Genomic DNA, 21,816 nt, shown 5'->3' with positions numbered 1-21,816 from the left:
ACTGTCTTGTACCAGACTTCATAATCTGATCTATAGCTTTATTGATATTTAGAGATGCGGCCTCTTGTCTAGGTAGAAAATCCTGAAACGTTTTTAAAAGTTAATAATTGAAAAGACTTTTCTTTTAATTATTAATCGTCATGTTTTAGGCCTATCGACTCTATTTAATGACCCGACCTATTCATATTTTCCAACAACTTATTCATCATACCACTAAAGTCTAGTGACTTTGGTTTTTGTACAGGTGGGTATTGTTTCATAGATGTTACAAACTCGTTCAGATTCATATTTATAAAATCGTTTACAAATTGTTTAGATTGTATTGCCCATGTTTGTGCTTGGTCGCTGGTATAGCTTTCAAAAGGATCCATTCTTAGATTGAACATCATAGGAAACTTAAACTTTTCGTAGCTGCCGTAGTAGGTATCCGTCCCTTGAAAATTAACTTTCCAATTGCCCATACGAATGGCTTTTAAATCGGACTCATAGAAATATAAAAAGTTTGTTCTGCTACTCTTATCTGTTTTGCCTAACCAATAATTCAAATGGTTATAACCATCTATATATTGTTTTTTCTCTTTTTTCATGGTTTCTCTGATGTCATTTGCACCCGCTGCAGCAGCCAAAGTAGTAAACAACTCCATATGAGTTTGAATACCATTTAACACTTTACCTGGCTTAATTTTACCAGGCCACATTACCATAGCAGGAACACGTAAACCGCCTTCGTAAGTGGTCATTTTTTCACCTCTAAAAGGGGTTGCACCTCCATGGAACATAGCGCTGTGCTCGGGTCCGTTATCAACAGTGTAAACCACAATAGTATTTTCTAACAGATTGTTTTCTTTCATATAATCTAATAAATCACCCACCATAGCATCGTGCTCAATCAAGCCACTACCATATTTATCGTCGCCAGTTGTAAATTCTCTTGCTAAGTATCTAGATTCGTCGGTAAGATGCGTATGCATGTGCATGCGTACGGGGTTGAGGTAAACAAAAAATGGTTTCTTTTTGCTCTGAGCTTTGTTCATAAACGTTTTTGCTCTATTAAAAAAGTCTCTGTCAATAGTTGCCATTTTTTCTAAGGTAAGCACTTCTTCATTCAGTATTTTTTGCTTGCCAACTACGCCAAATCGAGGGTCTTTGGTATCGTCAAAAGTATTGGTTGCTACTATATCTAACACTCCTCTAGGACCGTAATTCTTTTTGTAGCTTGGATCATCAGGATAGTCGTTATTAAATTCTTCTTCAGACACATTTTGGTGGTACAAATTACCGTAAAATTCATCAAAACCATGTACCGTTGGTAAGTGCTCGTTTTGGTCTCCAAGATGGTTTTTACCATATTGAGCGGTTAGGTAACCTTGATCTTTCATTACTTCACCGATTGATGGTGATCCTGCCTGAAGCCCTAATGCATCTCCTGGTCTTCCTACTGTAGTCATACCACTACGAATAGGGTATTGCCCTGTAATAAAAGCAGCTCTTCCCGCTGTACATGAGGGTTGTGCATAATGGTCAGTAAATATAATTCCCTCTTTCCCTATGCGGTCTAAATTGGGGGTATGATATCCTACGGTACCTAATCCGTAGGCACTTACATTTTGCCAGCCCACATCATCAGACATAATTACTAGAATATTCGGTTTGTCATTCTTCTGGGCAAAACCCAGGCTACTAAGTAATAGTAATGCAAAAAGGTAACTGATTTTTGATTTCATTTGGATTGGTTTTTAATATTAATAATTGGTTTAAATATTAATGATTGATTTTAAATTTTACTTTTTGACACTCACAATCTGCGTATTGTTCGCTAAACACGTTGTACTTGTTTTAAAATGCTTCATTGATTCCTAGATAAAATCCGTGAGCCCCATAGTTACCTATAGCGTAGTCTACACAAACATTTGTTCTCGATTTTTCACTAATCATAAATCGGAGTCCTGCTCCGACTCCAGTATTAATGTAATCGAACATATCTATTCCTAGATCTCGGTTGGTGGCAGAGTTTATATTAAAAAATAGTACTCCTCCCCAGCGCTCTTTATCTTTTTGTAATGGAAAACGCCACTCTGCTTCTGTATACACTAGCGATTGTCCTCTAAAACGTCCTTGTGGATACGCTCTTCCTGAGCGCCCATATTGATCCCATCCTAATGAAGGCAGGTCCAGATAAGGTAAATTTCCTCCTAGCTCAAAATTACCATATACCCACAGTGCTAATAGGTTTCGGCGTCTTTCTTTATTTAGTGTGATATAATCTCTATATTCTGTCCATAAAGAACTTGATGCTTGGTCACTACCTAACCATTCAGGATTGAATTTTAGCGATACAAACCCGTAACGTCCTTCTTCTGGGTTTACGGTATTATCTCTAGTATCGTACATAAGGTTTGCTGAAAGCCCCGACAAGGTATATTTCTCTGGGTTAAATCCGTATTTGGTACTATATTCGTAGTGACTGGTTACTACAGGAGTTTCTGCTTCTAAGTCTAATAACTTATCATCTATTTTACTATGGATATCGAGGTGATACCCTATACCTCCATAAAACCCCTTTTGTCCTAATCTTCTAAAGTAGCTTTCATGAATACGTAAAAAATTAAAGCTCATCATTTGTCCTACTTCTATACCTTTGGTATAATTTTCATCTACATATTGAAAGCCATCATCAGCTAACTGAGAAGAGTTGGGTCCCGTACCAAGACCAAAAGTAGGCTGAGAGGTTTTAAAATACCGGACATCTTGCATGATGAAGCTCTTGTTCTCTGGAAAATAAACATTTCCTTTTAGCGTAAACAAAAACTGACTTTTAGTTGTCCAAATTAGCGATCCTAGTAAAGATGAATAACTTGTTTTCTCTGAATCTCCTATTTTCCAATTGAGTGCAGGTGCTACTCCATACATGAATCCATTTGCTGGATTGGATGCCAAAACAGGAAGCCAGATTATTTTATCCTTCTTTTTGACCTTAGTCTCATTTTCCTCCTCTTGACCAAATAGTACAAAAGGGAAAAATACCAAACAAAGAATTATTAGTTTTTTCATATTGTATCTGTTTTTTAGTAATAGCCTTACTAAGAGAGTCTTCCTTTCGTACAGACTCTCTGAAAAAGCATTCATCAGTTTGTTAATTAGTCCTCTTGGTTGGGGGAGGTTAGTGATATGCTATTGTTTTACCACTTAAAGGGGCGTATTCCGATTCCAAACTCTACCCAATCTGCTGCAAAACCTCTTGCCTTTAAGCCTACTTGTGTATATAACCAAGGTGTTACATCGTAACGTAGTGCAGGTCTAAAAAATAGGGGTGGCTTCGTTTTGTTTTCATTTAGGTAGGTTCCTATATGACCTATGATGGTCATTCTCCAGAACATAAAATCGTATCCTGCATGTATACCAACATGGTGTCTTTTTGAAGGATCATCAGGGTATTGCAATGCTAAACTTCCGTCGAAAAAATAATCGAATCCTGCCGAAATACTGTGCATGTTATTGAATTTGTGTTGGTATTCTGCCACGACACTATAAGCGGGATATCTAATAGATGTTCCTTGATCTTCGTAATTTTGAACCGTAGAAATGGCACCATATAAATTAATAGAATTGGCTCCTTTTTCAATTTTAGTATTCGGAGTTTTTCTCGGACGTTTGAATCGAATGGGCAAAAGAGGACTTTGTGAGTACACATCATTGTTTACCTTTCTTTGATCTGGATTATAGTTGTAACTTAAACCAAGGTTTATTCCAATCATGTTTAGTCCGTAATTGGGAGTATACATACGACCGTTACTAAAGTGAGTCGCATCGAAACCGTAGGTAATGTCCATATCATGAGTCCATTTATAAACCCATCCAAATTTCAGATTGAAGTAAACAGCCATCTTTGCACCAATGGCGTTGTTAAGTGGATTTTCCTCAGAATCATACGGTTCTAGATTATAGGTAAGTCCTACTGCAGGCTCGATGGTAAATACATTTCTTTTTTCTGAAGAATCTATATAAAACCGCATAAAACCATAGAGAGCATTGGGCTTACCAAAAATTTGTGGACTTCCAACAAAACCTGAATACACTCCAAAACCATAGGCTGGATATCCATACTGAGCTGCCCAATGGTCTTTTTTTGAAGGTTGCCAACCTACACGTAATTCTAAGGCTCCATATCCTGATTCTAAAAAGGGTTCTAAATCTACATTCCCTGTATACGAATGAAATCCTGTATGCGCTCTAAATTCTATAAAACGATACCGTTGTTCTGTAGGATCTAAATTTAAAATCCTTTGAACCTCGTTCTCTTGCGAAAGTGTTAAGAAACTTTGAAATAAAAAAATAATGAAAATAATCCCCCCGCAGATGGTTTGTTTGCTTTGCACCTGATAAATAATTAAAGTTAAAGTTTGGTTAATTATAATGCCTATTGACACGCAACACATACTCTCTCAAAAACCTAATATTATAGTTTCATGTACTTAATATTGTGCTTTGAAAGCGTTATGGATCTAAATGTTCAAAACGGAAGTAAAGTTTAAAAATATTGTAATGATTTATTACAACTAAAAGTCTGTTTGATTTCCCCTAAAAATACTTACACAAATTCCCTTACTTCTTTCAAATTTTTTTTCTATTATTTTTATAGAACTTCAAATGTATACATAAATAAACCTTAATTTAACTCATTTAAAAAAAAAACGTCCTCATTTGCATATGAGCTAACTTTAATTCGTTAAGCTATAGAAAATCCATTACCTGAGTTGTGTTTACAACTTTAACAACGACGTTCTGTTACATAATTCGGGTTCAAAACAATGATACTTCTGCCGTTTCTTCTTTTCAATTCATGTTTAGTTTATTAACTTAGATGAAGATATTTTACATGTATCACACTACAAAATTGGTGCTAATAATCGTGCTGCTTTCTCTATAAAGCGGGTTATGATAGAACGGCTATTCCATTCTTCTAACACAATTTTCTTACTATTTTTAACATCTTCTAAAAACGCTTCTTTGAGCTTGGCTGCAAACTTTTTATTATATATAAAAGCATTTATCTCAAAGTTAAGGTCGAAACTGCGCTCATCTAAGTTTGCGGTTCCTACGGTACTAACAAAACCATCAAAAACCATGGTTTTTGCATGTATAAAACCTTTTTCATATTTGTAAATTTCAACCCCTACCTCTAATATCTCTTTGTAAAAAGAGTGTGATACCGCATTTACTAGTTTTGAGTCTGAAACATCTGGCACTAGTAATTTGATATCAACTCCACTTAGCCTAGCAATTTTAATGGCATCTAAAAAAGAGGTTCTAGGTACAAAATATGGAGTGGTTATTAATATTTCTTTTTTTGATAATAGTATTGCCTGAATAAGCGCATACATGATATCTGGGTGATCAGAATCTGGTCCGCTGGCAATTATTTGTACTAACTGATTTTCTTCGTTTGTTTTTTCATCTTTTTCTTCAATTAAAGGAAAAAACTTTTCTTCTAGAATCATATTTTGATTGGCACAAAAATTCCAATCTGCTAAAAAAACACGTTGTAAACTTAAAACTGCTGGCCCCTCAATTTTAACATGAGTATCTCTCCAATAGCGATTGAATTTATTTGGATTGCTATACCTGTCTGACACGTTGATTCCTCCAACAAATCCAACTTTACCATCAACAATAATAATTTTTCTATGATTTCTATAATTAATTCTATTTGCAAACAACAACCACTTTATTTTGTAAAACGGAAAAGCTTCGACTCCACTATTTTTAAGCGACTCAACAAACGATTTACGAATATTCTTACTCCCATAATCGTCATAAATAAAGCGTACATCAACGCCTTCTGTTGCTTTTTCTTTTAAAATTTCTCCTATTTTTTTTCCTATATCATCATTTTGAAAAATATAATATTCGATATGAATATGATTTTTAGCTGCTTTTAAAGCTTTGATAACTTCCTGAAATTTATTTTCTCCATTCAAAAGTAAACTTACCTCATTGTCTCCTGTTAAGAAGTTTTCTAAATGAACATATTTAGTCAGGTTGTAAAAATGGGCTAGATTTTTTTTAGATTCTGAAAGTGTTTTTTCTGCATAACTCTGTACCTGCTCTTTTAACTTTGCAAAGAAGTTTTTATCTACTGACAGTTTTTTATTATACAACTTGTGTGTTCTATAATTCATTCCTATCGAAAAATAAATAATAATCCCCACAACTGGGAATAAAAAGAGCAAAAACAGATAGGCTATTGACTTAGAAGCTGTTGAAGTATTAACTATTATTATAGCAACAGTCGCAATAACGGCTATGTATAGAATTGCAAGTAGAGTAGTAATCAAAACAATAAATCTTTTTTATAAAGATATTCAACAAACATAAACATCTTACGTATTAATAATTAAGAAACTATTTATTTAAGAGACGGTTTCTATAACATCTTCTTTAGGTCTTCTAGATTTTGGCATTACACTTGGTTGGTACTTATCATCTTCAGATCTGTAGCCCACCGCCATTGCTAAAATAGGTTTATACGCTTTCATATTTAAAATGTCTGCATACTTATCGGGTTCAATCCCTTCCATGGGTGTTGAGTCTAAACCTAGTGCTATGGCCGTACTCAAGGCAACGCCCAAGGCAATGTACACTTGTTTTGCCAACCATACTTTTACATCACTCTCTGGGGTAGTTTGTTTTATATTGTTATACCAATCACGAAGCCCATCAGGAAGTTGATTTACCGTTTTTTGAAACTCTTCTAAGTCATCAGCAACACTAAAAACAATTAATAGGTCAGCCTGATTAATTTTTCCTTCGTTATGTAACGACGCTGCTGCTAATTGAGTTTTTACTTCTGTATTGCTCACAAAGGTAAACTTCCAAGGTTGAATGTTGATTGATGATGGAGTTAGATGCAATACCGCTTTCAATTCCTCTATTTTTTCTTGTGGTATTTTTTTACTACGGTCGTATCTCTTTGTAGAGTAACGCTTTTTAGCTAATTCTAATGGTTTCATACTTCGTGTTTGTTAAACTATTCTACTTGGTTTTTTAACCTTACTGATACCAATTGACTCTCATTTGATTTTAGGAGTATTGTAATAAAAAATACATTCCATACTTATCGCCCCTTATTATACGGATTTCTTATTAAAAGTTGTTTGTGGTTTGGCTTACAAAGGTACTCTCGTTTCCTATATATTTTTCCTCATAAAAATTTATTCGGTGCTCAAATAAAGTAAATCTTTTCTCCTTTTCAACTACTTTAATAACACTATGCCCATGCAGCTAAGCAATTAGTTCTTTGTTTAATTGTTCTTAAACACGAACAATCGTTTAAGGTCGTTCCAAAAGTTGTGGTTAGGGAAAAATTTGAGTTCATCTAAACAGAAAAATTTTACATCTCTTACTCCTCTATATTGTGCTTTAAACGCTTTTACTTTTGTATTAAAAGATTCTGCTGAAGCTTTTGTTCTCCGATTATCAAAATAATTAATTATAAATCAATAATTTAGACTAATAGTATTGGCTACAATATTAAAATCTTTAAAGCCTAATTCTTCTACTTCTTTAAACCAATGTGCGAACTTTTAAAAGCTACTTCTTTTGAGATTGTTGTGTTATTAAAAACATTTCTGAGTTTTTTGACATATCCCATATGCTTTTTTAATATCTAGCTTTTAAATAATTTCTCAGCTCTTCCTAAAGAAAAGTCTTTAATTATAATTTCTTTATGAAAGCCAAGGGAGATTACTATATCTTTTGAAAAACTCCACTGGAATCCACTTTTTCTCCTTAAAGTATAAATATAAATCTTATCCTTGTAGTGTGTGATTCGTTAAATCAAAATGAGTAATCAACAACTAGGGTAATGTAGTTTTAAAACTTATAGTGATAATTCTAAACCTCTGTTTTTTTGCAAAAATTAACATCATATTTTAAATCACACACACAACTTTTGAAATTGACCCATCTTTCTATTTTAACTTAAATCTCATTTCTACTGGCAAATGGTCTGATGCTTGTTCAAATTGAGTAAGCACTTTTCCGTCTACATACGTTATATCTTTCTTGGTGTAAAAAATATAATCAATACGTTCGGTAGGTTTTTTTGTATCAAAAGTGCTCTCTGGGTTTTCAATAGAAAAAGCCGCATTGCCTACGCCCTCTAATTTGAACATTTTCTGAATAATCGCTTCTTTATCTCTTGCTTTAGAATTAAAATCACCCAATAAAATTGTAGGATATTCATTTTTACAACTGTTAAAAAGGTTTAACACGTATTGAAACTGACGCTCTCGTGTAGGTTTATCAAAAGCTTCTAAATGTAGGTTTATGATTACAACCTCTTTTCCTTCTAAAATAATTTTCACTACTTGCACCAATCTATCTAAATAAAAAGCATCTCTATAAAAAGGGTTATCGGCTACTCGTTCTAAAACGATACGCTCGTAATCTTTTAGGGCATATTTACTTAAAATTGATTGTCCTGAAACTATTTTACCAAAATGCATGCTTGGTGGCCAATACGGAAAAGGTAGGTAACGTTCATCCCAATTTACGCCTCTAGCAACATAGTTATAACCTAATTCTGCTAGTTTTTCTTCTTGGTTTATGTTGTACGATCTTGCAGCATTGTAATCAACTTCTTGAAGTGCAATAATATCTGGATTTACTTTTTTTACTTCTGTAAGTACTTTTTTTAAGTTTGAATTAAATAATTTTTTAGGTTTTGCTATTGCTCTATTGTTGGTCATTCCGCTTAAATAACCAATATTATAAGTTACGATGCTATAAATAGAATCGTTATCGGTAACAGACGCATACTTGTGTGTGATACTTTTAGCGTATTCGGCTTTATTTATCGTTGGAGAGGATGCCCAGAAAAAAAATACGGCAAACAATCCTACAGCTAACAGTAAAAAACTTAAAACAATTCTGAAAATTGACTTCATAAAAATTAAAAAAATGTTAAAAACAATTTCAAATTTAAACTTTTTTAATTGCCTCTAGTCTTAAGTGTATAAATTAATCATTATCCTTAAAACTTTACAATATGAAGAAGTTATTCACCATTTTGGTTTTAGCAGTTGGTTTTACTGTTACCACTCAAGCACAAAAAGAAGACAAGCAACAATTAACAATTGAGCAGAAAACTGAGTTGACTGTAAAAAAAATGACTTTACAACTTGATTTAACTCAAGCTCAGCAAAATCAAATACGACCTCTAATTGCAAAACAGGTTGCTGAAAGGCATGAAATGTGGACTCAAAGAAAGGCTATGAAAAAAAGTGGCAAGAAGCCTACTGCCGATGAGCGATACGCAATGAAAAGTAAAGTTTTAGACAACCGCATTGCTTATAAAGCAGAAATGAAACGTATTTTAAATGAGCAACAGTATCATCGCTACGAAAAAATGGCTGCTAGAAAATTAAAAAGGCATTCTAAAAAAGAGGAGCATAAAAAACATAGAAACACAAGACAACTATAACAACAATTAAAAACAGGTAGTTTTATATAGTAGATTCGTTTTTAATTGAAAAGCTCGATTCTGGAAACAGTATCGGGCTTTTATTTTTGAATGAAGTGTTAAAATTCTACTACTACTGCCTTTCTTCGATATTCTCGAAAAAATATTCCCACGCCCATAAATCAGCATTGTAAAATACTGGAGATTTTAGCTTATCTTCTTTATTTCCTCCTAAAGATTCTCCAAAAACATCCCACATATTACCGTTATCATCTTCTAAAATAACAGGAAACTTATCTTTAACCAATTTTAAATTAGCTTCTTCTGGAACATAAAATGCGGTAAAGAATTTCTTATTATTATCTCCAACAACAATTATATTGTTTTTCTTCTCAAAAATTTCATACATGGTAAGTTCTGCAAAATTAGTATGATTAAAAACATACGCTTTTGTTTCAATTCCATATTCCAAAACTCCAATGTAACTAGACCAATTTGAGCTGGTGTTTTTTTTATTTAATAGGTTTGATTTTTCTGTTAGAAAGTTTTGATAGTAAACTTTTGCTTGTGGAAAATATTTTTTTACCGTTTCCCATGAGGTTTCAAAAGAATATATTTTTGAAATATTCTTGTAAAAGCTTTCTCCTCGAATACCCGTTATTAGCATTTGAGACCAAAAATTTTCTCTTTCTAAATCTGATAAAACTAAATTGTCTTTAAACAAATAACCTGAGGCAATCATTGGTATTTTCTCATTATTAACAACCCCACTAAAACATATCCCGCTCTTGGTTTGAGGGCAATACGACGCAACATAATTAATAGAGCCTATGCGATCATTCACTACTTCAGAATAGTTTAAATAATGATAGGGGTAAGCCCTGATTTCATCTTCAATTTTAACTAGTAACAACCTATCTTCATCTGCTAAATCTTCAATTTCCGGTACTGCTTTAAAACTAGGGTTTTCTATATATTCAAATGGTGCTCCTTCTTTTATAAAACTTTCGTCAACACTCCATAAGCTGACTTCTTCCATTGTAGAAGTAGAAGGGGTATCTATATTTTCTTTACAAGAGAAAAAAATGAAACACAAAACAATACAACGCAAAATCATACTCATCGATTTAATTACTTAATTACTAGGTCGTAAAAAAAATAAAACATTACACTTTAGCAACCATTATCTAATCGGTAAAAGCATATACAGTCTTTTGTTACTCTTTAAACCAACTTGAATAATTTACATAGTTGTTGGCTATTCTATCAATCTCACCAGAAATAAGTTCTTGGGAAATGTCTTTTACTTTTTTAGCTGGAATTCCTGCATATATACTTCCACTTTCAATGTGCGTATTTTTAGTTACTACCGCACCTGCTGCAATAATAGAATTCGATTCAACAATACAATCATCCATAATAATACTACCCATACCTACCAATACATTGTCGTGAATTGTACAGCCATGTACTATGGCATTATGACCTATGGATACATTATTCCCTATGGTTGTGGGCGATTTTTGATAAGTTGCATGTATTACTGCTCCGTCTTGTACATTCACTTTATCGCCCATTTTTATAAAATGTACATCACCTCTAATTACTGCATTAAACCATACACTACAAGCTGTTCCCATTGTGACTTCTCCAACAATAGTAGCATTTTCTGCTATATAACAATCTTTTGGAATTTGTGGATGTTTTCCTCTAACTGGTTTTATAATTGGCATACGTTTTTATTTAAAATATGATAATAAGTTTGCTTTTTTAGCTGCTGAAACCATAATCTCCTGTCCATTTGATAATACAACACTTCCTCCCTTTCCTTTTTTATACTTTACAATTTCATTAATATTTACTAAAAATGATTTATGCACTCTAACAAATGAGCTCTCTTTTAAAGCGTCTTCAAAGTATTTTAATGTTTTACTTACCAACTTCTTAGAATTCTCAAAATAGATTTCGGTGTAATTATCGTCTGCTTTACAAAATAAAATTTCTTTCACTGCAACTATTTCAAATCCGTCTTGCTGCGGAATGGTAATTTTTCCGTCTACTTGCTGTGCTGTTTTTGAAGTTAACACTGCAGTTTCTAACTCATTTTCTTTTTCTTTAATATCGGTTACAATACGTACTGCTTTTATCAATTCATCTATTGAGATGGGCTTTAATAAATAGTAGGTTGCTTGATTGTTCAACGCCTCAATCGCATAATGGTCATAAGCTGTTACAAAAACCGTTTCAAAAGTTTGGTTCTCTACCTTTTCTAACAAGTCAAAAGCGTTTCCAAAAGGCATTTCTACATCTAAAAACACCAAATCTAATTCGTATTGCTGAATTAGTCGATGCGCTTCTTCAATAGTACCTGCTTCTCCTAATAACTGTACATTCGGACAATACTTGGTAACATAGTTTCGTAGAATGTCTCTACTAATTTGTTCGTCTTCTACAATAATTGCTTTTATTTTCATAACTTATTTTTATCTTTTTTTAGTGTCAATTCAACCCTCGTTCCACTTCCTTCTTCCGACAGATTTGAAACCGCTACAGAAATTTTATCTTGATACATAGCATTTAAAATAGCAATTCTTTTTTTGATGGTACTCATTCCTTTCGATTTCTGTTTGAGTTGATTCTTTGTCTTCATTTCTATTGATTTTTCTCTTCCAATTCCATCGTCTTCAATCAAAATAGTAATAGACTCGTTATTTTTAGGACACATTGAAATTTGAAGTCTACCCTTATCTTTTTTATATCGAAGCCCATGCCAAATGGCATTTTCTATGTATGGTTGTAGCAACATTGGTGGAATTGAATATTGCTCTAACGGTATGCTTTTATCAACATAAATACTATAATCGAACTTATCTTTAAATCGGTTGTGTTCTAACTTCACATACAGTTCTAACAACTCAATTTCTTTGGTTAACGGAATGAAGTCTTCGTCAGAGTTTTCTAAAACCGAGCGCATCAATGCTGAAAATTCTGACAAATACCGATTGGCACTTCGTTCGTCATTTACGGCAATAAAACTGTTTACAGAGTTTAATGCATTGAATATAAAGTGCGGATTCATTTGTGAACGCATCGACTTTAATGCCAACAAGTTGTTTGCTAACTTTTGCTCCTTATTCGTTCTAAACATAAAATACACTAATAAAACCATGAGCAAAAAACCTCCAATCAATGAATAAATAACCCATTTTTGTCGCTTGTTACTTTCTTCAACTAATTGCTGATCTTTATAAGCGAGACTTATTTTACTATCTGCTAGTTTTTTATCTTTTTCTAAACTAACTATCCTGTTTTGGTTGTCTAATATGCGTTTTCTAAATCGTTTTAATTGCTGTATTTCTTGTTCTTTTCGGGAGTATAGGGTATCTACTAATTTTACATAGCTATTGTACGCTTCAATAGCTTCTAAATGATTACCCGACCTCTCGTAAGCCTCCGATAACCTTCGAGTTGCATCTTTACCTATGATTATATCTTTATTTTTATCGGCATCTTCAATACTCTTTTTTAAGTAAGGAATGGCTTCTTCATATTCAGACTTTTGTAGATATGCATTACCTATTTTATAGTTGATTTTTTGCGAGGTAATAGAATCAACCAACGACTCGCTACTTTCAGCCTCAACAACTATATCATCCGCTTTTTTTAAACTATTTTTTCGTAGCTGTATTTCTTCATCGTATCGTTGAGATTTATTGTAAAAATCGGCTACTTTTTGCTCTTCTAGCAAAGAGCGCTTTAAGTTTTCTTTATTTGCCAATTCAAGAGAATTTTTAAATAGAGAGTCTGCCAATTGTCTCTTTCCTTGTTGTACATATACTTCTGCCAGCTTAGAGTTTAAATCTGTTATTTTAGGTGTGATAAGGTTCTTTCTGGCAATCTTCAATGCTTTTTCATAATTAGCCTTTGCCTTGTCGTAGTTCTTTTGTATTAGATAAACATCTCCTAATCCTTGGTATGCCGTTAAGCGTTCATAGCTGTTTAGAGCCCCACTCTTTACACTTTGTAAATAATTTTGCTCACTGCTACTGTAATTTTTAGCTAAGAATGCGGCTTTTGCCAATTGCAAACGGACTCTTGGTGAATTTACTTGTTGTAAAGAAATTTGATAGTTTTCAACTGCCAAATCGTACTGCTTCCAATAAAAATACACATTAGCTAGTTCTTTGAAAACGCTTGCCCTTTGAGCTTTACTTGGATTCGCCAACAATGCTTTTTCTATAAAAGACAAACTTTTATCGATATCTTTCTTTTTATAAAATTGAACAGAATCTAGGTATTGTAAGTACAAACCTGTTTGTTTTCTTTTACTATAAGAAGAGCTTAGTTTCGATTTTCTTTCAGGAGTAAAACCTTCAACTTCTATCCTTATATCTTCATCGTCTTTAATCGTATAATTAACGGTGTTAAAGTTAGGGTGTGAAACTTCCAAAAGATTTCCTGCTGTGGTTCTCACAGTATAATATCCATTTATTCCAGAAAACCGAAAAGTTTGTCCGTTTACTTCGACTCTCGCGTCTTTAATAGGTTCCTTTGTTTCACTGCTGACTACTGTCACTTTTACCGAAAACTCCTTCGGTAACGGACTCTTTTCTTGAGCATATATTGAAGAAACACTCAGTAAAAATATAGTTGACAATATTATGTAAAAAAGCTTTTTCATTTTTTATTTCTTCCTGTAAACATACATACAAAAAGCCATACAAAAAAACGCCTACCTCACTAAAACACTATAAAAAAGAGCAAAAATAAGAGGTTACTCATTCAATTGTCTTTTTCACTAAACAGTATGGCTTGTTTACTCATTATTGGTTTTTTACGAAAAAAGTTAGCAGTAGTTTTGGGTAACAACAAACGCCAATCAAACTTTTAATCAGATGAATAACTAAAAACAAAAATTATGAAAGCACAGGCATTAAACGTATTCTTCATTTGTCTCATACTACTAACCGCAAAAGTTTCTGCTAAAGAAAGTCAACCAATAGTACAACCCAAAAAGCAAACTGTTAAAGTTGCTTTGTTATTAGATACGAGTAACAGTATGGATGGATTGATTAACCAAGCAAAAGCTCAGTTATGGGAGATTGTAAATGAGTTATCTTATGCTAAATGCGATGGTATGACTCCTAATTTAGAAATTGCTTTGTATGAATACGGAAACTCAAGTTTACCATCTAAAGAAGGATACATTCGACAAGTTTTGCAATTTACGAATGATTTAGATGAGATTTCAGAACATCTTTTTTCTTTAAGCACAAATGGTGGTAATGAATACTGCGGACAGGTGATTCAAACTTCGTTAAATGAATTGGATTGGGGTGCTAATAAACGTGATTTAAAGATGATTTTTATTGCAGGTAATGAGCCTTTTACTCAAGGTAAAATTAATTACAGAGATGCTATTACCAATGCCAAAGAAAAGGATATTACCATAAATACCATTTTTTGTGGTGATTACAATAATGGAGTTTCTGGAAGATGGCAAGACGGAGCTGTGTATGGTGGTGGAGATTATATGACTATTAATCAAAATAAGCACATTGTACATATTGTAACTCCGTATGACAATGATATTCTTATACTCAATAAAAAATTAAACGACACCTATATTCATTATGGTTCTTATGGGTATTCTAAATACAGTAACCAAGCAAAACAAGATACGAATGCAGAGAGTTTAAATGAAGCAGTAATCGTAAAGCGTGCCGTAACTAAAAGTTCTAAATTATATAAAAATGCTGAGTGGGATTTGGTGGATGCTTCGGAAGAAAAAGAAATTGATTATAGCTCTTTAAAAAAGAAACAACTTCCTAAACATTTACAAAATAAATCTACGCAAGAGATTAAGGTATATGTGGATAAAAAGCGTAAAGAGCGTGCTGAAATTCAGGAAAAAATTCAAGAGTTAAGTAAAAAAAGGAAAAGTTATGTAGCCAAAAAACAGCGTGAAAGTTCTAAAAAGAATGAATTAGAAAGTGTGATGATTAAAGCTATCAAAAAACAAGCACAAAAGAAAAATTACTCATGGTAGTTTTGATTAGAGTTTGGTTAGCGAGGCGGAGTGAAAACTCCGCTTTTTTTATCTTACCATTAGTTCTTGACCAATACTAATATTGTTATCGGTTAATCCGTTTACTTCCTTTAATCGTTGTACAGACGTATTGTATTTTCTAGCAATCGAATACAACGTATCTCCTTTTTCAACTTTATGAGAACCTATTTCATAACTTGGTGTTTCAGCAGCTAAAGAGCCATCGGGTTGTATCTTGTCGTAGGCATCAAGATTGTATTTTTTAATAATTGAAATTAGCTTTTGAGGATATTTTCTGTCTGTCGCATATCCTGCTCTTTTCAATCCGTAAGCCCATCCTTTATAATCAGTATTTTTTAACTTAAACAAACTTGCATATCGTTCACGGGTTAGTAAAAATTGTGAATGGTCTTCGTACGAGGTTTCAGGATACTTGTATTTTCTAAAACACTCGCCTTTTTCATCATCATCATGAGTAACACTATGCCCTTGCCAACCACGGTGACATTTAATTCCAAAGTGATTATTTGATCTAAGTGCTAGTGGACTTCTACCACTACCTGATTCTAATACTCCTTGTGCCAATGTTATACTTGCAGGAATACCATGTTCATGCATTTTTTTTACGGCTATTGGCGCAAATTTTTGAATGTAAATCTCGGTATGAGTGGTGGTGGTTTTTAATGGCTTTTGTATTTGTTCTAGCTGAGGTAACTCTGGCATTTTTTCTTCTTTGGGCTCTAAATCAACTTCATTAGGTGTTGACTTTACCACATTTTTACCCGAACCACAGCTTGTCAAAACTAGAGCACTTACCGCTAGAAAAACTACTTTTATCTTCATTAAACCTTAATTAAGTCTTTGTTTTTATTCTTTAACTTTTGATTTACCCCTGCTATACCTTGCAAACCACCTGTGTGAATTGCTACTATCTTACTTCCTTTCAAAAAAGCATTTTTTGCTATTAAATCTAGTATTCCAAATACCATTTTTCCTGTGTAAATAGGATCTAGCAAAACACCCGTTTCTTCTTTAAATTCATTTATAAAACGGATTAAATCCGCAGTATATTTTCCGTAGCCTCCAAAATGATACTCGTTTTGTAAACTCCAATTATCGTTCCCTTTTACGAAAGGTTTGATTTCATCTACTAAAAAATCACCTTTTAATGCAGGAAACCCTATTACTTTTTGATGTTTTTTAGCTGAATTTATCAACCCAGAAATTGTACCGCCTGTACCAACTGCGCAACAAATATAATCGAATTTTTCATCTTCATTTGTTAAAATCTCCTCACAACCTTGAACAGCTAATTTGTTAGTTCCGCCTTCTGGAACCAGGTAGAAATCGCCAAATTCTTCTTTTAATTGAGTAATGAATGCTTCGGAAGCTTTATTTCGGTAGGCTTCTCTTGATATGAACTTGAACTGCATTTCATTATCGAATGCATTCTTTAAGGTCTCATTTTGAGAAATTGTATGAGATAGGTTCCTTCCTAATTCGTCACCTCTGATAATGCCTATTGTGTTCAATCCTGCCATTTTTCCTGCGGCAGCAGTGGCTGCAATATGATTAGAATAAGCGCCGCCAAAAGTTAACAACGTGCCTTTCTCTTGTCGTTTTGCCTCTTTAATATTGTACTTGAGTTTTCTGAATTTATTTCCTGAAACAAATGGATGAATGGTATCTTCACGCTTTACAAAAAGTTCAACTCCCTTTGCTTTTAAAATAGGCAGTTGAATTTGTTGATTTTCAGGTGCGGGAATTTCTAGTTGAAACAGCATTTTAAAAAGTTATCAGCACAAAAATAAGTCTTTAATCTATTTCTAGCTTATACCCTACTCCATGAATATTGGTTATTTTTATGGAAGTGTCGTCTTTTAACTTTTTGCGAAGTTTAGAAATATAGGTATCTAAACTTCTTCCTACGATCACTCCGTTATCTTCCCAAACTCTTTTGGTGAGTTCTTCTCGTTTTATAATTTCGTTAGGTCGGCTAATAAGAATTTCTAACAACTCACATTCTTTTTTAGACAAGCTAATTTCAAGAGCTTGTTTTACTAATTTGTGCTGCTCTGGGTAGAACTCAAAAATTCCTAAGCTTACTACATTGGTTAAATTGTTGGTGGTCGTTGTGTTGCTTTTTCTGTTCTTTTGATACATTACTACACCCATTATGATTGCTAGAAATAGTACTCCGTAAAAAATAAGCTGACGGTTATTTGAGGTGTCTTCTTTTAGAAATTGAATGTTGATAAAGTAACAATTCTTTGGTAAGGTTCTCCCTTTGCAAGGAATAATTGCTTTTTCCTCTGTTTTTTGCATTTCATAACTATACACGACTTCTTCATCAGTACAGTTTTTTACTTCTAAAATATAATCCGCAGGGAAACCCGCTTTCTCAAAATTCTTGTGTACTAACGTTACCAAACTATCAGGCTGAATTTCTAGGTTATTTTGAAAACTTAGTTGAAAGCTTGCTTCATTTATCTGCTGTATGGGTAGCACTAACGAGGTAGTATCTTGATTACTTAACAATAACTGATGCCCTATATTTCGTAAGGACACTTTTGCCCGTTCTGAAAAATTTTCGTGGGTAGTACACGATGTAAAAAGTACAATTACAGCAAATAGGTACAGACCTATTTTAACAGTTATGAAGTTGGAGTAGGTATTCATATTATTTACAAATATCCCACTTTTCAATGGCTTTAAACAAGAGTTGACATTTCTTTTACACTTTTTTGACATTTTTTATAGTTTAGACCTTTACTTGTTGCTTACTATTATTCCGATGATTATATTTTTTCTGTTTTTCGAATTTCAAATTTGGTCAACTTTGTTTTCATCGCCCACGCAAAAGGAATTGGGCGGGAATGGGGTATTTCATCATTTAACTTAGAACTTCGACTAAACCCTCTAAGTATTGATTAAATGAAGGTGATATAGTTAGTAAAAATTCTTCATAAAGACTATTATTTCCTTAATCGTTTTTTGTAATATTATGAATTACTTTATCTGCTAATTGTAGCGTACCTTGTAAGTCTCAATCTAAATCATCCAAATGGTAAAATTTCTAATTGTAATAATTCCTTAATTGATTACCCATCACTTCGTTTAATACTGAATACTGTTCATAGTACTTTGCAATCATGGTCTGTATAGCTGATCATAGAACTTTTTATAAAGCTGTTAACTAAAACTCTTTAATCACGAAGTAATTCTATATTTTTTAAAATCAATATTCTGCCTCAACCATGTCATTTAGTAACTTAATAAAAGAAGGCGATAAGTCTATTTTTTCACCTTCGGTGTATCGAACTTTAGTATTACCATAAGTAGCATCATTGTTTAATGACATTATAATGTCTCCTCCTCCACTAGTAAAGCCTATAGCAAGGTAGCCAGTAGGAAGTCTATCGGATAAATCCTCATTGAATTTTTCTACCGTATAACCTCCGTACTTTATAGAGAGGAAATCGCTAATTCCTCCATCTCCTAATCCATAATAATTCTTGTGAACTATATCATATTGTCTTACAATTCCTCCATTATAAGTTAACATGTGTTGGCGATAATCTTCTGGTAAGACTAAACCACCAAGCGAGTTTTCAAATTCATTTAACTCTTCTGGAGTACTTATTTGATTACGGTTTTTAAAAGTTATTCTTATTGGGTTCATTTTATTTATTAAAAAAGTGTTTCTTTTTATTTTCAGCTGTTAATCTTCTTCATCAATTCGTTGATCTTCTAAAAACTGTCTAAAGGAAGGTGCTAACTCTTCTATACTACCATCTGCATACCATTCCTTAATTGTTCCATAATTATCGGCATTTAAAGACATAAGAATATAACCTCCTCCTGTGTTTGCTCCAATAGCTAAGTAACCTTCTGGCAAAGCATGCCCTATTCTTTCATTTACCAATTCAATAGTTCCTGTACCTCCATACTTAATTGGAAAAAGATCACTTAACACCCCACCCCCTTCAGGAAAACTTATATTATAAATGTTATTTTCATATACTATACCTCCATTATTAGTCCTAGCTGAAAGCATAAATTCACGATAATCCGCAGGAAGTACTTTATTAACAATATTGTCTTGATAATATTCAAACTCTTCCAGAGTAATAGTTTGCGAATTAGTTCTTCTTTTAAATGTTATTTCCATGATAATATTTTTATTTACAATCTTTCTTGTATTAATCTAAAAAGAACTTTCCATTGTGCTACACTTCCTGAATGAGAAAGTGACGCTACATGAGCTTCTTCATACAATAATTGCATTGTAGAGTTGATATTTTCATCCAAATCATCTATATGATGCCAAGTCAACTTAAGTTTGCGTTGTATTATTTTACCATCTTTAGGGTTAATTCCTAGTGCTCTCCAACAATTGGCAAAATCTACTTTTCTATCAGGATCCATTGTAGGTACTCTTACTTGTTGTTTGTTACTGTTTCGAATCTTTGTTAAGATATCTGATAGAGGTTCTGAAAGCCCTTTTACTTCCGTTATACCACTCCCTAATATAAATTATTAAAAATCCTCATATCTATCAATACCTTCGACAATGTCTTCTAAATATTGATTAAAAGTCGGAGACATATCATATAATTCACCATCGGAAAACATTACTTTAATATTACCATATGTATTATCGCTTTTAAGTGACATAAGGATATCCCCCCTCCCCTCGTTGAACCGATAAGTATACAATTTTCTTCCAAAGCATTTCCCATAAACTCCATTAACGATTCAATGGTATTAACATTATAGTCAATAGAGTAAAAATTTTCTAATCCAAAATCACCATCTTCTGGATATTTTTTATGCTCTAAATTCAATTGATGCACCCCTCCTCCATTCCACTCTAACATGTGTTGTCGATAATCTTCCGGTAAAGTTTTACCGATTCGACTCTCAAAAGCTATAATATCTGCTTCTGTAAGTTTTTGATCTGCTTTAAATTTAAAATCTACAATCATATTCTTTCAATCTTCTAAATCATACGTATTAATCTATTCGCTCTACCATATCTTCCAAGTATTGAGTAAATGATTCTGACATATCGTTCAATTCATCATCAGGATACCATTCTTTTATTCTACCGTATGTTGTATCATTATTAAGTGATATTATTACATACCCCCCCGCCATATTAAGTCCAATAGGTAGGTATCCACTTGGTAAATATTCTGAAATGTCATTAATAGTATGTTCAATCGTATCATAACCATATTTTATAGGAAGAAGATAATTTAGTCCAGTGCTTGGGTTTTCAGGATAATTTTTATGTTCTATTTTTTTATTAATTACACTACCGCCATTATATAACAACATGTGCTGACGATAATCCTCTGGTAAAGTTTTTCCTAAACTAATTTGGAAAGTATTCAATTCATCTAAAGTAATAGCTTGAACATTTTGCTTTTTTTGAATTTTACACTCATCTTTTTTATTTGTTAAAGGTTATAATTGTTTATCTATTGTATCAAAAAGAATTTCTAATTGTTTATGACTACCTGAATGTTTATAGGTAACTCTATGAGACTTTATAGTAACTAACTGAATTTTACTTGTAAGGTTTTCATCCAAATTATCTATAGTATGCCCAGTTATCTCCAGTTTATTTTATAATCTCTCCATCATCAGGGTTAATTCGTAGTACTCTTTAACAATTGATAAAAACTACTTTTTTATCAGTATTTCATAGTTTAGACCTTTACTTGTTGCTTACTATTATTCCGAGGATTATATTTTTTCTGTTTTTAAAATCTAAATTTTGGTCAACTTTCTTTTCATCGCCTGCGATAAAGGATTCGTTCGGGAGCGAGGGCATTTCACCATTTAACTTATAACTTCGACTAAATCCTCTAAGTATTGATTAAATGAAGGTGATATATCATGTATAAGCCCATAATCCGTCTGTAATTTAATATTGCCAAAAGTCTCATCTAAATTTAAGGACATAATTATTTCATCACCTCCAACTGCTGAACCTATAGGAATATATCCTTCAGCAAGTATATCACCTGTTTCAAAATCCCAATATGCTTTTACAGTACTGCTTTCATCATCGGCTATTAAAGGGTATAAACTTTCTAATACAAAATCAGTTCCTGCAGAAGGGAAGTCTTTATGAACTAGGTTGTCTTGCAATGCTACTCCCCCATTCCATTGAATCATATGTCGACGATAATCTTCTGGAAGGATTCTACCAATATGAGCTTCTAACAGATTCAAATCATCTTCTGTTACTTGAAAATCTTCTATTTTTACAAATTCTATTATCATACTTATC

At 32.9% G+C, this 21,816-nt stretch carries 22 protein-coding genes; 2 read left to right on the top strand and 20 right to left on the bottom strand.

Annotated elements, in window-relative coordinates; genetic code table 11:
• Positions 1-164: 164 nt before the first annotated feature.
• From P8625_RS13765 to P8625_RS13735, 7 genes are all read right to left on the bottom strand, one after another.
• Entirely contained in the window at positions 165-1,724 is a 1,560-nt protein-coding gene (locus P8625_RS13765; RefSeq protein ID WP_279651014.1) for an arylsulfatase, read from the bottom strand.
• A gap of 112 nt (positions 1,725-1,836) precedes the next feature.
• Positions 1,837-3,051 (bottom strand): BamA/TamA family outer membrane protein, encoded by a 1,215-nt coding sequence (locus P8625_RS13760; protein WP_279651013.1) that lies wholly within the window; start codon positions 3,049-3,051, stop codon positions 1,837-1,839.
• A 128-nt stretch (positions 3,052-3,179) separates the two neighbouring features.
• Positions 3,180-4,376, bottom strand: a complete 1,197-nt coding sequence (locus tag P8625_RS13755; protein WP_279651012.1) for an acyloxyacyl hydrolase — start codon at positions 4,374-4,376, stop codon at positions 3,180-3,182.
• A 510-nt stretch (positions 4,377-4,886) separates the two neighbouring features.
• Positions 4,887-6,335: a cardiolipin synthase gene (gene cls, locus P8625_RS13750; RefSeq protein ID WP_279651011.1), complete on the bottom strand. Its 1,449-nt coding sequence runs from the start codon at positions 6,333-6,335 to the stop codon at positions 4,887-4,889.
• Positions 6,336-6,410: 75 nt separating this feature from the next.
• On the bottom strand, positions 6,411-7,010 hold the full coding sequence (locus P8625_RS13745) for a nitroreductase family protein (protein WP_279651010.1): 600 nt from the start codon (positions 7,008-7,010) through the stop codon (positions 6,411-6,413).
• A 291-nt stretch (positions 7,011-7,301) separates the two neighbouring features.
• The gene (locus P8625_RS13740) at positions 7,302-7,490 is read right to left on the bottom strand and encodes a transposase (protein WP_279652969.1); all 189 of its coding nucleotides are present in this window, start codon (positions 7,488-7,490) and stop codon (positions 7,302-7,304) included.
• A 480-nt stretch (positions 7,491-7,970) separates the two neighbouring features.
• Positions 7,971-8,948 carry an endonuclease/exonuclease/phosphatase family protein gene (locus P8625_RS13735; protein ID WP_279651009.1) on the bottom strand — a complete coding sequence of 326 codons (978 nt, stop codon included), beginning with the start codon at positions 8,946-8,948 and terminating at the stop codon, positions 7,971-7,973.
• 101 nt (positions 8,949-9,049) lie between these two features.
• Between P8625_RS13735 and P8625_RS13730 the strand changes: the two genes are divergently transcribed.
• The gene (locus P8625_RS13730; RefSeq protein WP_279651008.1) at positions 9,050-9,484 is read left to right on the top strand and encodes a hypothetical protein; all 435 of its coding nucleotides are present in this window, start codon (positions 9,050-9,052) and stop codon (positions 9,482-9,484) included.
• 112 nt (positions 9,485-9,596) lie between these two features.
• Here the strand turns inward: P8625_RS13730 and P8625_RS13725 are convergent, their stop codons facing one another.
• From P8625_RS13725 to P8625_RS13710, 4 genes are all read right to left on the bottom strand, one after another.
• Positions 9,597-10,580 (bottom strand): DUF3179 domain-containing (seleno)protein, encoded by a 984-nt coding sequence (locus tag P8625_RS13725; protein ID WP_279651007.1) that lies wholly within the window; start codon positions 10,578-10,580, stop codon positions 9,597-9,599.
• Between the two features lie 100 nt (positions 10,581-10,680).
• Positions 10,681-11,196, bottom strand: a complete 516-nt coding sequence (locus P8625_RS13720; protein ID WP_279651006.1) for a gamma carbonic anhydrase family protein — start codon at positions 11,194-11,196, stop codon at positions 10,681-10,683.
• 6 nt (positions 11,197-11,202) lie between these two features.
• Positions 11,203-11,937: a LytR/AlgR family response regulator transcription factor gene (locus P8625_RS13715; protein WP_279651005.1), complete on the bottom strand. Its 735-nt coding sequence runs from the start codon at positions 11,935-11,937 to the stop codon at positions 11,203-11,205.
• Positions 11,934-14,144, bottom strand: a complete 2,211-nt coding sequence (locus tag P8625_RS13710; protein ID WP_279651004.1) for a tetratricopeptide repeat-containing sensor histidine kinase — start codon at positions 14,142-14,144, stop codon at positions 11,934-11,936. Before P8625_RS13710 ends, P8625_RS13715 begins: the two co-directional genes overlap by 4 nt.
• Before the next feature lie 237 nt (positions 14,145-14,381).
• On the opposite strand from P8625_RS13710, the gene P8625_RS13705 reads away from it, so the two are divergent.
• Positions 14,382-15,512: a vWA domain-containing protein gene (locus P8625_RS13705; protein WP_279651003.1), complete on the top strand. Its 1,131-nt coding sequence runs from the start codon at positions 14,382-14,384 to the stop codon at positions 15,510-15,512.
• Positions 15,513-15,560: 48 nt separating this feature from the next.
• Here P8625_RS13705 and P8625_RS13700 read toward each other — a convergent pair whose 3' ends face one another.
• From P8625_RS13700 to P8625_RS13660, 9 genes are all read right to left on the bottom strand, one after another.
• Positions 15,561-16,355, bottom strand: a complete 795-nt coding sequence (locus tag P8625_RS13700) for a glucosaminidase domain-containing protein (protein WP_279651002.1) — start codon at positions 16,353-16,355, stop codon at positions 15,561-15,563.
• Positions 16,355-17,296 (bottom strand): 1-aminocyclopropane-1-carboxylate deaminase/D-cysteine desulfhydrase, encoded by a 942-nt coding sequence (locus tag P8625_RS13695; protein ID WP_279651001.1) that lies wholly within the window; start codon positions 17,294-17,296, stop codon positions 16,355-16,357. Before P8625_RS13695 ends, P8625_RS13700 begins: the two co-directional genes overlap by 1 nt.
• Positions 17,297-17,327: 31 nt before the next feature.
• A complete protein-coding gene (locus P8625_RS13690; RefSeq protein ID WP_279651000.1) occupies positions 17,328-18,263 on the bottom strand; it encodes a winged helix-turn-helix domain-containing protein in 936 nt (311 codons plus the stop codon).
• A gap of 487 nt (positions 18,264-18,750) precedes the next feature.
• Positions 18,751-19,194: an SMI1/KNR4 family protein gene (locus P8625_RS13685; protein ID WP_279650999.1), complete on the bottom strand. Its 444-nt coding sequence runs from the start codon at positions 19,192-19,194 to the stop codon at positions 18,751-18,753.
• A gap of 39 nt (positions 19,195-19,233) precedes the next feature.
• Positions 19,234-19,683 carry an SMI1/KNR4 family protein gene (locus P8625_RS13680; protein WP_279650998.1) on the bottom strand — a complete coding sequence of 150 codons (450 nt, stop codon included), beginning with the start codon at positions 19,681-19,683 and terminating at the stop codon, positions 19,234-19,236.
• A gap of 14 nt (positions 19,684-19,697) precedes the next feature.
• Entirely contained in the window at positions 19,698-19,940 is a 243-nt protein-coding gene (locus P8625_RS13675) for an HNH endonuclease (protein WP_279650997.1), read from the bottom strand.
• A gap of 206 nt (positions 19,941-20,146) precedes the next feature.
• A complete protein-coding gene (locus tag P8625_RS13670; RefSeq protein WP_279650996.1) occupies positions 20,147-20,500 on the bottom strand; it encodes an SMI1/KNR4 family protein in 354 nt (117 codons plus the stop codon).
• Between the two features lie 28 nt (positions 20,501-20,528).
• Positions 20,529-20,954, bottom strand: a complete 426-nt coding sequence (locus P8625_RS13665) for an SMI1/KNR4 family protein (RefSeq protein ID WP_279652968.1) — start codon at positions 20,952-20,954, stop codon at positions 20,529-20,531.
• Between the two features lie 408 nt (positions 20,955-21,362).
• Positions 21,363-21,809, bottom strand: a complete 447-nt coding sequence (locus P8625_RS13660; protein ID WP_279650995.1) for an SMI1/KNR4 family protein — start codon at positions 21,807-21,809, stop codon at positions 21,363-21,365.
• Positions 21,810-21,816: the final 7 nt, after the last annotated feature.

The sequence above is a fragment of the Tenacibaculum tangerinum genome (assembly GCF_029853675.1).
In the GTDB taxonomy this organism is placed as follows: Bacteria; Bacteroidota; Bacteroidia; order Flavobacteriales; family Flavobacteriaceae; genus Polaribacter; species Polaribacter tangerinum_A.
This window is presented reverse-complemented; position numbering and strand designations above follow the sequence as displayed.